This is a genomic window from Dactylosporangium sp. NPDC051087 (genome assembly GCF_055586325.1).
On the sequence record NZ_JBVJIJ010000024.1, the window covers coordinates 206,597 to 218,787 of the forward strand.

General features: G+C 71.6%; 9 protein-coding genes and 1 rRNA gene. 4 read left to right on the top strand and 6 right to left on the bottom strand.

Annotated elements, in window-relative coordinates; genetic code table 11:
* Positions 1-80 precede the first annotated feature (80 nt).
* Complete coding sequence (locus tag ACZ6TV_RS39105; RefSeq protein ID WP_465303641.1) at positions 81-1,598, top strand: chitinase; 1,518 nt, start codon at positions 81-83, stop codon at positions 1,596-1,598.
* Positions 1,599-1,673: 75 nt separating this feature from the next.
* On the opposite strand, the gene ndk is transcribed toward ACZ6TV_RS39105, so the two are convergent.
* A complete protein-coding gene (ndk, locus tag ACZ6TV_RS39110) occupies positions 1,674-2,087 on the bottom strand; it encodes a nucleoside-diphosphate kinase (protein ID WP_465303643.1) in 414 nt (137 codons plus the stop codon).
* A gap of 236 nt (positions 2,088-2,323) precedes the next feature.
* Here ndk and ACZ6TV_RS39115 point away from each other — a divergent pair, with 236 nt between their 5' ends.
* Entirely contained in the window at positions 2,324-5,035 is a 2,712-nt protein-coding gene (locus tag ACZ6TV_RS39115) for a VOC family protein (protein ID WP_465303645.1), read from the top strand.
* On the opposite strand, the gene ACZ6TV_RS39120 is transcribed toward ACZ6TV_RS39115, so the two are convergent.
* The 4 genes from ACZ6TV_RS39120 to ACZ6TV_RS39135 are packed head-to-tail and all read right to left on the bottom strand — an operon-like array spanning position 5,032 to position 10,257.
* Complete coding sequence (locus tag ACZ6TV_RS39120; protein WP_465303647.1) at positions 5,032-6,003, bottom strand: helix-turn-helix transcriptional regulator; 972 nt, start codon at positions 6,001-6,003, stop codon at positions 5,032-5,034. The two genes, ACZ6TV_RS39115 and ACZ6TV_RS39120, sit on opposite strands and share 4 nt — an antisense overlap.
* 3 nt (positions 6,004-6,006) lie before the next feature.
* Complete coding sequence (locus ACZ6TV_RS39125; RefSeq protein ID WP_465303649.1) at positions 6,007-6,351, bottom strand: DUF4233 domain-containing protein; 345 nt, start codon at positions 6,349-6,351, stop codon at positions 6,007-6,009.
* Positions 6,352-6,364: 13 nt separating this feature from the next.
* Positions 6,365-7,696: a bifunctional folylpolyglutamate synthase/dihydrofolate synthase gene (locus tag ACZ6TV_RS39130; RefSeq protein ID WP_465303651.1), complete on the bottom strand. Its 1,332-nt coding sequence runs from the start codon at positions 7,694-7,696 to the stop codon at positions 6,365-6,367.
* The gene (locus ACZ6TV_RS39135; RefSeq protein WP_465303671.1) at positions 7,693-10,257 is read right to left on the bottom strand and encodes a valine--tRNA ligase; all 2,565 of its coding nucleotides are present in this window, start codon (positions 10,255-10,257) and stop codon (positions 7,693-7,695) included. Before ACZ6TV_RS39135 ends, ACZ6TV_RS39130 begins: the two co-directional genes overlap by 4 nt.
* Positions 10,258-10,398: 141 nt before the next feature.
* Between ACZ6TV_RS39135 and ACZ6TV_RS39140 the strand changes: the two genes are divergently transcribed.
* Together ACZ6TV_RS39140 and ACZ6TV_RS39145 are read left to right on the top strand one after the other, a co-directional pair.
* On the top strand, positions 10,399-11,268 hold the full coding sequence (locus ACZ6TV_RS39140; RefSeq protein WP_465303653.1) for a hypothetical protein: 870 nt from the start codon (positions 10,399-10,401) through the stop codon (positions 11,266-11,268).
* Between the two features lie 89 nt (positions 11,269-11,357).
* Positions 11,358-12,005, top strand: a complete 648-nt coding sequence (locus ACZ6TV_RS39145; RefSeq protein WP_465303655.1) for a hypothetical protein — start codon at positions 11,358-11,360, stop codon at positions 12,003-12,005.
* A 100-nt stretch (positions 12,006-12,105) separates the two neighbouring features.
* Here ACZ6TV_RS39145 and rrf read toward each other — a convergent pair.
* Positions 12,106-12,191 (bottom strand): 5S ribosomal RNA (gene rrf / locus ACZ6TV_RS39150); the annotation flags it as partial.

The window sequence follows — 12,191 nt, forward strand, 5'->3', positions numbered from 1 at the left end:
ACCTTGACATTAATTTTCCGCTGGGGTTTGGTGACACCAAACGTCGACGCCCATCGACGTCACCCCCACCTGGAGCCAAGATGCGTCCACGCACTATCGCCCTGCTCTCGGGCACCGGAGCGGCCGCGCTGACCCTCGCCGGGGTCGTCATCGCGATGCCCGCATCCGCCGCCGAGCTGCTCACCAACCCAGGCTTCGAGACCGGCAACGCCAACAGCTGGAGCTGCGAGGCCGGCGCGGCCGTCACCTCCGGCGGCGCCCGGACCGGCAGCTACAAGCTCACCGGTACCCCCGGCGGCGCCACCGCCCGGTGCCAGCAGACGGTGTCGGTCCAGCCGAACACGAAGTACACCTTCTCCGGCTGGGTCAACGGCTCCTACGTCTTCATCGGCGCCACCGGCGGCGTCGACGCCAGCACCTGGACCCCCGGCACCAGCGGCTACCAGCAGCTGTCGGTGACGTTCACGACCGGCGCCGCGCAGCGCACCGCGGTCGTCTACGTCCACGGCTGGTACGGGCAGCCGGCGTACACCGCGGACGACTTCTCCCTCAACGGCCCCGGCGGCACCCCGCCGACGACGCTCGAGCCGACCACGCCCTCGGCGTCGCCGTCGCGCTCGACGTCACCGTCGCCGTCCGTGTCGCCCTCGAAGTCGCCGTCGACCTCACCGTCGCCGTCCACCTCGACCCCGCCGAGCCCGCTGCCGAAGCACTTCCTGACCGGCTACTGGCAGGACTTCGTCAACGGCGCGGCGAAGCTGAAGCTGCGTGACGTGCCCAGCGAGTACGACCTGATCGACGTCGCGTTCGCCGAGACCGGTTCGCAGCCGGGCCAGCTGACCTTCGCGGTCGACCCGGGGCTCGCCTCGGCGCTCGGCGGCTACACCGACGCGGAGTTCAAGTCCGACATCGCCACCCTGCACAGCCGCGGCAAGAAGGTCATCCTGTCCGTCGGCGGCGAGGCCGGCCGGGTCAGCGTCGGCGACTCGACCGCCGCGACCAACTTCGCCAACAGCGCGTGGTCGCTGATGCAGCAGTACGGCTTCGACGGCATCGACATCGACCTGGAGAACGGCCTCAACCCGACCTACATGGCGCAGGCGCTGCGCTCGCTGCGGGCCAAGGCCGGCGCCAACCTCATCATCACGATGGCGCCGCAGACGATCGACATGCAGTCCACCGGCGGCAGCTACTTCGCCCTGGCACTGTCCATCAAGGACATCCTGACGGTCGTCTACACCCAGTTCTACAACTCCGGCAGCATGCTCGGGTGCGACCAGATGGCGGCGTACTCGCAGGGCACCGTCAACTTCATGACCGCCCTGGCCTGCATCCAGCTGGAGAACGGGCTGCGACCCGACCAGGTCGCCCTGGGCCTGCCCGCCGGTCCCGGCGCGGCCGGCGGCGGCGTGGTGGCCCCGGCCCTGGTCAACCAGGCGCTGTCCTGCCTCGCCTTCGGCACCAGCTGCGGCACGTTCAAGCCGCCGCACACCTACCCCGGTATCCGCGGCGCGATGACCTGGTCGATCAACTGGGACGTCACCAACGGCAACAACTTCGCCAAGACGGTCAAGCCGCACCTGGCGACGCTGCCCTAACGCTTTCTTCCCCAACACAGTGAGGAGGGCGGGTGTCCCAGCACCCGCCCTCCTCGCCCGTTCAGGGTGGTTTTTCTATTCCGCCAGCTCCGGGAACCACAACGCGATCTCACGCTTCGCGCTGTCGACGGAGTCGGAGGCGTGCACGAGATTCTCCCGGTTGGACAGCGAGAAATCGCCGCGGATGCTGCCCGGCACGGCCTTGCGGCCGTCGGTGGAGCCGATGAGCGTGCGGATGACGCCGATCGCCTCGTCGCCCGACACGACCAGCGCGACCAGGTTTCCGCTGGTCATGAAGTCGCGCAGCGGCGGGTAGAAGTCGCGCTCCACGTGCTCGGCGTAGTGCTGGTCGGCGAGGGCCCGATCCATGGTGCGCAGCCGCATCGCGTCGATCGCGAGGCCCTTGCGCTCCAGGCGGCCGACGATCTCGCCGACGAGTCCACGACGCACGGCATCAGGCTTGATCAAAACGAGCGAACGCTCGGCCACGACATGCCTCCAAGATGGGTCCTGTACTGCCACCGAGCCTACCGAGCGTCACCGCCCCCGACCCGCCCGGGTGCCGAAGACTTCCTTTCCGGCGATGATCAGGCATAGCCTGATGTCAGTCGTCTGGGGAGGTCGACTTGCCGTCCAGCAATCGTGCACAGGACACCGGCAGCAGGAAACTCGTGATCGCACTGCTCATCGTGGTCGGCGGTTTCCTGGCATTCTGCGGATTGGGTATGACCAACGCCTTGGTGGTCGCGTTGGGCATCATCCTGGCCGCGGCCGGTCCGGTGCTGATCCTTGTCCTGAACTCGCGCAACAAGGTGCGGCAATACGTCTACGGCACAGCGAGAGTCGCCGATATCTCGCCCCGCCCGACGACCGACGGCCGGACCGCGCGCGGGCGCCTCAAGCTCGTCGTGAGAGCGACCGGCGTCAACGGTGTCACGGTCTCGACCGTCGACCCGGCGATCCCGCTCGACAAGTGGCCCGACGCCGGCGCGACCCTGCCCGTCCAGGTCCTCAAGGGCAACCCGCGCAAGCTCGCCGTCGTGTGGGACAAGGTCCAGTCGCACCAGGACGCCCAGGCGTCGGAGCGCCGCTCGGCCGCCGGCACCCCGCGCTACTCCTTGGACGGCGACGAGCTCGACGTCGTCGACTCCCCCACCGACGACTACGAGCGCGAACGCGAACGCGCCCAGCGCGCCACCGCGGCGACCGGCGCCGGCCCGGGCAGCACCGGTCTCGGCGGCGGCCCTGGCCTCGGCGGCGGCCCCGGTCTCGGCGGTGGTCCCGGTGTCGGTTTCGGCAGCGGTCCCAGCGGCGGATTTGGCGGCGGTCCCGGCGACGGTCTCGCTGGCGGATTCGGCGGCGGTTCGCCGTACGAACGGCCGGGCGAGGACCTGCCGCCGGACAACCGGCCGACGCTCACCGACCTGCCCCCAATCTCGGCCCCGGTCATCGAGCCGGTCCGGCTGTCCGGCGGCGACCACCCCGGCCAGACCAGGCCCGCCCCACGCCCGACCTATCCCGCCCCGGCACCGGGTCTGGCCCCGGGCACACCCGGCCCGGCGCCCGCCGTCTTCGCCGACCCCGGCACGCCCTCGACGACCGGCCCGTCCAAGACGCCGTCCGGGACGACGGGCGCTTCCACGACGGGCGCTTCCACGACGGGCGCTTCCACGACGGGTGCTTCCACGACGACGGGCGAGCGCGCGGCAACCGGTGACCACGCCTTGACCGGCGACCGCACGACCACCGGCGACCGCGTGGCGACCGGTGGGCACGCGATGACCGCGGGCGCCGCCGGTGGGACGGCGCTCGCCGGGACCGCCGACGTCAGGGGCGCCCACGCGGGTGTCGCCACCGACGACACCCCGATGGTGGTCCGCCTGCCGTCCACCCCGGTCCGTGGCGGCGCCGGCCGTCGCCGGCCGAGCCCGCGCCCCCGCCCCGGGACGCACGACCGCGCCCCCGCCCGGACCACCGACACGCCCGTTGGCCCCACCCCGGAGGAAACCCCGCCCGCGGCGAAGGCACCGGCCGCCGTCACGAGACCGATCGTCATGACGAAACCGACGGCGGCGACGAATCCGGCCTCGGCGGCAGGACCAGCTGCGGCGACAGGATCGGCCGCGGCGACGGAACCAGCGGTCGTGACGGAATCCGCCGCACCGCCCGCACCCACTGCACCGTCCGCCGACGCCGCGACGCCCGCGCACGCTGCGACGACGGAAACGCCCGGGGCGGAGACGGAGATCGGGACGCACGCGAACCCGGCGTACACGATCCCGGAAGCCGGATCGCCACTCTCCCCGCCGCCCGACCTGCCCGCCTCGGACCTGCACGGCTCAGACCTGCACGGCTCAGACCTGCACGGCTCAGACCTGCACGGCTCGGACCTCCCCGGCCCGGAGCCGGTCGGACCTCCCGCGGTCGTGCCGCTGACCAAGGCCGGGGCACCGTCAGGGCCCGAGCCCGAGACGGCGGTAGAGGGCGGTGTCGACCGTCCCGGCGGGGAGCCGGCAGGCACCGCCGTCCTGCCCTCGGGCATCACCTGGTGGCCCGACCGCGAGACCGAGCAGCTGCCGACCAGACGCGCGGAGCACGCCGGCATCACCGACGCCGGGCCGGACGTTGGACCCGCACCCGTCAGCGAGGCCGAGCCGGTCGCCGAGCCGGCCGACAGCCGCGGTCAGGACACCACGGTGGCGGACAGCGCCGCGGTGCCGCCGCTGCGGTCCGCCACCGAGGCGGCGGCCGGCGACGGCACGTCCACGGTCCGGCCGTGGGGGTCGGTGGACGCCGGTGGGCGCACGACGTCGGCGTGGTCGAGCAACGGGCACTCCCGGGACGCCGCGCCCAACGGGACGACGTCCGGCTGGCCGAAGCCGGGCGGCGCCGCCACGACCGACGCCGGCGACGACGAGGACGAGGAGCACGCCGCCCCGAATCCGTACGCCACCGAGCACTACGTCGGTGAGTCGCCCGAGGACCAGCTGGAGGAGCAGCCGCCGTCCGAGGGGGCGGTCGGGCAGTTCCTGGCGACCGAGCAGCGCCAGCAGTCGCTGCCGCTCGACGGCGTCAACGGCGTGAGCATCACGCTGATCGTGTCGGACCTGGAGCGGTCCCGGCGTTTCTACCGCGACACCCTCGGCCTCACCGAGCTCGACAGCGGCGACTCCTCGGCGGTCCTCGCCACCGGCGACGCCAGGGTCGTCCTGCGCCGGGTCGCCGACATGCCGCCGGTCGACCGCCGGGTGGTGCACCTGAATCTCGAGGTCCCCGACGTGTACGAGGCGTACGAACGCCTCCGTGAGCAGGGCGTCGACTTCGTCCACCGGCCGCGGGTCGTCCCGCAGGGCGAGCAGCTGGAGTTGTGCTCGGCGACGTTCCGCGACCCGGACGGCCACGCCATCGCCCTGACCAAGTGGGAGCTGCGGCGTTAGAGCCCGTAGCGGCGGAGGGTCTCCTCGGCGGAGCGGCGCATCAGGTCGCGCAGTTCCGCCGGGGCGAGCACCTCGACGTCCGGGCCGAAGCGGCCCAGGTCGACGCGGGCGTGTTCGAGCGACTCGATCGGCAGGACGACCCGGACCCAGCCGTCGGCGTCGGGCGGGCCGGCGGTGTCGCGCAGCGCCCGCTCGGCGACGGGGCCGAGCATCCACCACATGCTCGCCGCTCTGGGGCCGACGAGGACGGTGGCGTCGCCGCCGCGGTACAGCGTGCGCTGCAGACGATCGGACCACTCGGTCCAGTAGTCGCGCAGGTCGAAGCCCTCGGGCCGGTCGAAGCGCCCGTCCAGGACGGTGGCGGTGTCGATGCGGGAGATCCGGTAGGCGTTGACGCGTTCCCTGCCGCGGGCGACGACATACCAGGCGGTGCCCTTGAGGACCAGGCCGAGCGGGTCGACGGTGCGCTCGACCTGGGTGCCGTCCCATTTGCGGTACAGCAGCAGCAACCGGCGCTGCTCCCACACGGCGCCGGCGACGGTGTCCAGGTGCGGCGGGGCCTCCGGGTCGCGGAACCATCCGGGCGCGTCGACGTGGACGCGTTCCTGGATGCGGGCGGCCTGGGTGCGCTGCTCGAGGGGCATCGCGGCGAGGAGCTTCAGCTGCGCCGCGTCGAGGGTCGGCCCGAGCCCGAGGTGCCCGGCGGTGGCGCCGCTGCCGGCGAGGAACAGGGCGGCCGCCTCGTCCGTGGTGAGCCCGGTGAGCGTCGTGCGGTACCCGTCGACGAGCTGGTAGCCGCCGGCGGGGCCGCGGTCGGCGTACACGGGGACCCCTGAGGCGGAGAGGGCCTCGATGTCGCGGTAGACGGTGCGGACCGACACCTCGAGCTCGTCGGCGATCTGCTGCGCGGTGAGCCGGCCGCGGGTCTGCAGCAGCAGGAGCGTGGACAGCAGCCGGCTCGCCCGCACGGCTCAGGGTTTGTTCGCGTAGACGGATCGTCGCACGTACAGGACGTATCCCCAGGTCAGGCCGAAGACGATGCCGAGCGCCAGCAGCGACCAGTGCAGGAACCCGCCGGCCAGCAACCCGACGGGCACGACCAGCCCCGCGAACCACGCCCAGTCGTACTTCAACATCCCGCAGAGGACGAAGCTGAGCACGGCCAGGCCGACACAGAGCCAGATGGCCGCCGTCGACTGGCCGAGCTTCGCCAGGGGCAGCAGCGCCATCAGCAGGACGATCCCGAACACGACGAGCGCGGACGCGCCGACGCCGCGGACGGCGCCGCCGGGGTTCTTCAGTCCGGTAGTGCTCACGCCGCCACCTTCCTCATCGCTTCAGCAGCCCGCGCGCGTCGGCGACGGTGACGACCGAGCCGGTGACGAGGATGCCGATGGAGCCGGGGATCGCGTTGTCGGACTCGGCGAGGGTCACCGCGGTGTCGATCGCGTCGGGGAAGTCCGGCACCACGTGGACCCGTTCGGGCCCGTACAGCTCCTCGGCGATGGCACCGAGCTGCGCGGCGGACATGGCCCGCGGGGAGCTGTTGCGGGTGCAGACGATGCTCTCGGTTATCGGCTCGAGGAGCTCCAGCATGCCTTCGACGTCCTTGTCGGCGAGGGCGGCGACGACGGCGACGAGCCCGCTGAACGCGAACTCCTCGTTGAGCGCCCGGACGGTCGCCTGCATGCCGGCCGCGTTGTGGGCGGCGTCGACGAGGATCGGCGGTGACTTGCGGACCCGTTCGAGCCGGCCGGGCGACGTGGCGCCGGCGAACCCGTCGCGGACGGACTCGGCGTTGAGGGCGCGTTCGTTGCCCGCGCCGAGGAAGGCCTCGACCGCGGCCAGGGCGATCGCCGCGTTCTGCGCCTGGTGCTCGCCGTGCAGCGGCAGGAAGATGCCCTCATACGTGCCGGAGAGGCCCTGCAGGGTGAGGACCTGCCCGCCGACGGCGAGGTCGCGCCGCACGACGGCGAACTCGCGGCCCTCCCTGGCGATCGTCGCGCCAACCTCGGCGCAGCGCTCCAGGATCGGGCCCATCGCCTCGTCGGGCTGCGCCGCGCAGATCAGCGTGGATCCCTTGTGCACGATCCCGGCCTTGGCGAGGGCGATGTCCTCGATGGTGTCGCCGAGCCATTCGGTGTGGTCGAGGCCGATCGGCGTGATGACGGTCGTCTGCGCCTGGAGCACGTTGGTGGAGTCGTCGGCGCCGCCGAGGCCGACCTCGACCACGGCGACGTCGACGGGCGCGTCGGCGAACGCGGCGAACGCCATCGCCGTCGTCATGTCGAAGTACGTCAGCGGCGCGTCGGCGCGCGTGTCGAGGTATTCGGCGAGCGGCTGGACCTCGTCGTAGATCTCGACGAACCGGTCCTCGCTGATCGGCTCGTCCTCGATGCTGATCCGCTCCCGGATCGTCTGCAGGTGCGGGCTGGTGTACCGCCCGGTCCGCAGCCCGTGCGCGCGCAGCAACGAGTCGATCATCCGGGCCGTCGACGTCTTGCCGTTGGTGCCGGTGATGTGGATCGCCGGATACGCCCGCTGGGGGCTGCCCATGAGGTCGAGCAGCCCCTCGATGCGGCCGAGGTCGAACACCATGCGGGTGAAGCCCCGGCCGTTGAGCTCCTGCTCGACCTCGTTGAACCGCCCGGGACCGCTCATGCCAACGCGTCCAGTTGTCCCGTGATCCGGGCCAGGTCGGCCTCGGCGGCGGCGAGGCGCTGGCGGATCTTCTCCACGACCGGCTCGGGTGCCTTGTCGGTGAACGCCGGGTTGTCGAGCTTCGCCCGGCACTGCGCGGCTTCCTTCTCCGCGGCGGCCTTGTCCTTGCCGAGCCGGGCCCGCTCCGCGGCGACGTCGATCGTGCCGCGGGTGTCGAGCTCGACGGTGACCCCGACGCCGACGCTGAGCTTCGCGGTCGCGGCGAACTCCGCGCCGGGCGCGTCGAGCCGGGCGAGGGACCGGATGAGCCCCTCGTGCGCGGACAGGCCGGCCGCGTCGAGGCCTTCCAGGCGGGCGACGACCTTCTGGGCGGGCTTGACGCCCTGGTCGGCGCGGAACCGGCGGACCTCGGTGACGACCCGCTGCAGGTCGGCGACCTCCCGCTCGGCCGCGTCGTCCACCAGCCGCTGGTCGGCGGCCGGCCAGGCGGCCCGCACCAGGGTCGGCGCCCCGGTCAGCGTCGTCCACAGCTCCTCGGTCACGAACGGCGTGATCGGGTGCAGCAGCCGCAGCAGCTGGTCGAGCACGTGGCCGAGGACCCGCTGCCGCTGCGGGGTCATGGCCCCCTTCGACAGCTCCAGATACCAGTCGCACACGTCGTCCCACGCGAAGTGATAGAGCGTGTCGCAGACCTTCGCCAGCTCGAACGCCTCGAACTGCTCGTCGACCTCGGCGACGACGTGCTGCAGCCGGGACAGGATCCACCGGTCGACGGTCGACAGGTCCTCGGTGGGCAGGTCACCCTCGACGGTCGCGCCGTTGGACAGGCCGAACCTGGTCGCATTCCACAGCTTGTTGCAGAAGTTGCGGGCGCCCTGCACCCACTCCTCGCTGACGGGCACGTCCGCGCCGGGGTTGGCGCCGCGGGCGAGGGTGAAGCGGGTCGCGTCGGCGCCGAACCGGTCGATCCAGTCGAGCGGGTCGACGACGTTGCCGAACGACTTCGACATCTTCTTGCCGTGCTGGTCACGGACCATGCCGTGGAGCATGACGACGTCGAACGGCTGGCGGCCGTCCATCGCATACAGCCCGAACATCATCATCCGGGCGACCCAGAAGAACAGGATGTCGTAGCCGGTGACCAGGACGCTGGTCGGGTAGAACTTCGCCAGGTCGGGGGTCTCGTCGGGCCAGCCGAGCGTGGAGAACGGCCACAGCGCCGAGGAGAACCAGGTGTCGAGCACGTCCTGGTCCTGCGTCCAGCCGTCGCCGGCGGGCGGCTGCTCGTCGGGGCCGACGCACACGACCTCGCCACCCGGCCCGTACCAGACGGGGATGCGGTGCCCCCACCACAGCTGCCGGGAGATGCACCAGTCGTGCATGTTGTCGACCCAGCCGAAGTAGCGCTTGGTGAGCTCCGGCGGCTCGACCCGGACCCGGCCGTCGCGGACGGCGTCGCCGGCGGCCTTGGCCAGGGGCTCGGTCTTCACGAACCACTGCAGCGACAGCCGCGGCTCGACCGTGGTGCCGCACCGCTGGCAGTGCCCGACGGCGTGCACATAGGGCCGCTTCTCCGCGACGATGCGCCCCTCGGCGCGCAGCGCGGCGACGACGGCGGGACGCGCCTCGAAGCGGTCCAGGCCGAGGAACGGGCCGTGGACCGTGATGACGCCGTGCTCGTCCATGATCGTGAGGCTCGGCAGGTCGTGCCGCTGGCCGATCTCGAAGTCGTTGGGGTCGTGCGCGGGGGTCACCTTGACCGCGCCGGTGCCGAACGCCGGGTCGACGTGCGCGTCGGCGACGATCGGAATCCGCCGGCCGGTGAGCGGCAGCTCGACCTCGGTCCCCACCAGGTGCTTGTAGCGCTCGTCGTCCGGGTGCACGGCCACCGCGGTGTCACCGAGCATGGTCTCGGCCCGGGTGGTCGCGACGACGATCGCGTCGGCGCCGTCGCCGTAGCGGATGGAGACGAGCTCACCGTCGTCGTCGGAGTGCTCGACCTCGATGTCGCTCAGCGCGGTCAGGCAGCGCGGGCACCAGTTGATGATGCGCTCGGCGCGGTAGATGAGGCCGTCGTCGAAGAGCCGCTTGAAGATGGTGAGGACTGCGCGGGACAGGCCCTCGTCCATGGTGAAGCGCTCGCGGCTCCAGTCGACGGAGTCGCCGAGGCGGGTCATCTGCCCGAGGATCTTGCCGCCGGACTCGGCCTTCCACTCCCAGACCTTCTCCACGAACGCCTCGCGGCCCAGGTCGTGCCGGGACTGCCCGGACGCGGCGAGCTGCCGCTCCACGACGTTCTGGGTGGCGATGCCGGCGTGGTCCATGCCGGGCAGCCACAGCGCCTCGAAGCCCTGCATCCGCTTGCGGCGGGTGATGGCGTCCTGGACGGTGTGGTCGAGGGCGTGACCGATGTGCAGCGATCCGGTCACGTTCGGTGGCGGCAGCACGATGGCGAACCCGGGCTTGTCGCTGGCCGCGTCCGCCTTGAACAGACCGTCGGCGACCCATTGCTCATACCGCCGCTGTTCTACCTCGCCGGGCGCATACTGGGCCGAGAGCATCGAGGCAGTGGGGGCGGTCGGCTCGGCCGGCGTGTCACCGGGGCCGGGCGTGCGTTGAGTCTCCGTCACATAGCGAGTCTAGAACTTCGCGTGCGGGGTCTACGCTCGCCATTGCCCCCTCACTCAGGAGACTGATCGACGGTGACTTACCCGCCCCGCCCGTCCGACGACGACGAGCCTCGCTCGCAGCCGTTCCAGCCGCAGTCGTATGACCTGGCGCCGGAGTTCGGCACGCAACAGGCTCCGAGTGACGGGTCCTATCAGCAGCAGCCCGGACCGTACGGCCCGCCGCAGTCCTACCAGCAGCCGGCGTACCAGCAGCCGCAGTACCAGCAGCCGGCCTACCAGGACCCGTACCAGGCCTCGGCGCCGCCGTATCAGCCGCAGCAGCCGTTCCCGGCGCCCGGGCCCGCCTTCACCCCGCCACCGCCTCCGCCGCCGCGCCGCGGCAAGGGGTTGAAGATCACCCTGGGCATCCTGGCCGCGGTGCTGCTGGTCTGCGGGGTGGGCTGCGGCGTCTTCCTGTATCCGATCCTCTCGGCGAGCGGCACCACGGTGACCGCGCCGGCGACGCTGCCCGGCGGGCTGAAGAAGAAGACCGACGACACCATGCAGAAGATCGTCGACGAGATGGAGCGTGACCTGCGCGCCGACGTCGGCGACGTCAAGCAGGTCGCGGCCGGCATCTACAGCGACGGCGACGACAGCAAGCTGGTCGTGCTCGTCGCGGCCACGTCGACGGTGGTCTTCCCCGACGACGAGGTCGACAACGCGTTCAGCGGCTTCAACGCGACCGGCGCCGGCGGCGGGGTCGCCGGGCAGACCAGCTACCCGGCCGGCGACCTGGGCGGCACGGTGAAGTGCGCGAACGGCACCGAGGACGAACTGTCGATGACCCTGTGCGTCTGGGCCGACCACGGCAGCGTCGGCATCGCGATCTTCATCGAGCGGGAGCTCCAGGAGTCCTCGGACCTGTTCCTGCAGATCCGCGACGAGGTCGAGCACCGCTGATCGCCGCTCGTTTCCGCAGGTGTACCGGTGGGGCCGGGCCGTTCTGGTCCGGCCCCGCCGCGCGTAGTGGGGCTTGCTAGGCTGCGCCGATGGTCGATCTTCCGGGGATCTCCTCCTCCGCCTCACCCGACGAGGACGATTTCGATGAGGAGCCCCGCTCCTCCGTCAACGTGAAGAAGGTCGCGATCGTCTGCGGTGCCCTGGCGGGCGTCGCGCTGCTCGGGTCCGCGGTCGTCTACGGCCCGACGGTCCTGCGCGTGACCCAGCAGAGCGACACGAAGGTCTCGACGCCCCCGCAGATCGGCTCCTTCACGCTGTTCTCCACCGACGACGCGCAGAACACCGCCGAGTACGTGCGGGACGCCGTCGTCACCGAGGTGAGCCTCGACAAGAGCGTCGGCGCGATCTACCGGGACCAGAACGGCCCGTCGGAGGTCCGCACGGTCATCCTCGTCGCCGGCACCGGCAAGATCTGGAAGCCGGAGCGCTCCCTGGAGGGCGCGTTCAAGGCGGTCGCGGGCGGGGACGCCGCCGGGATCGGCAACGTCCACGACATCGACGCCGGCGACCTGGGCGGGGTGGCCCGGTGCGGCGAGATCGAGGACAAGGACGGCGCTATGGCTGTGTGCGGGTGGGCCGACAACGGCTCGCTCGGAGTGGCGCTCTTCCCGGGCCGGCAGGTCACCGACGCGGAGAAGGCATTCCTGGAGCTGCGCGCCGCGGTCGAGCAGCGCTGAGCTTGTCGCGGTTCTTCTTGCCGAACCGCATTCTTCCGCATTCTTCCGCTGAAAGGGCAGTAGCCCCCGACCGTGAGGTCGGGGGCTACTGCGAAATTTTGTCCGGCGGCGTCCTACTCTCCCACACTCTCTCGGGTGCAGTACCATCGGCGCTGGAGGGCTTAGCTTCCGGGTTCGGAATGGGAC

Bases quoted from the DNA above. Each gene is read 5' to 3' on its own strand.
- ACZ6TV_RS39105 (WP_465303641.1), top strand. From the start codon at position 81: ATGCGTCCACGCACTATCGCCCTGCTCTCGGGCACCGGAGCGGCCGCG.
- ACZ6TV_RS39115 (WP_465303645.1), top strand. From the start codon at position 2,324: ATGACCAACGCCTTGGTGGTCGCGTTGGGCATCATCCTGGCCGCGGCC.
- ACZ6TV_RS39130 (WP_465303651.1), bottom strand. From the start codon at position 7,696: ATGAGCGGTCCCGGGCGGTTCAACGAGGTCGAGCAGGAGCTCAACGGC.
- ACZ6TV_RS39135 (WP_465303671.1), bottom strand. From the start codon at position 10,257: ATGCTCTCGGCCCAGTATGCGCCCGGCGAGGTAGAACAGCGGCGGTAT.
- ACZ6TV_RS39145 (WP_465303655.1), top strand. From the start codon at position 11,358: ATGGTCGATCTTCCGGGGATCTCCTCCTCCGCCTCACCCGACGAGGAC.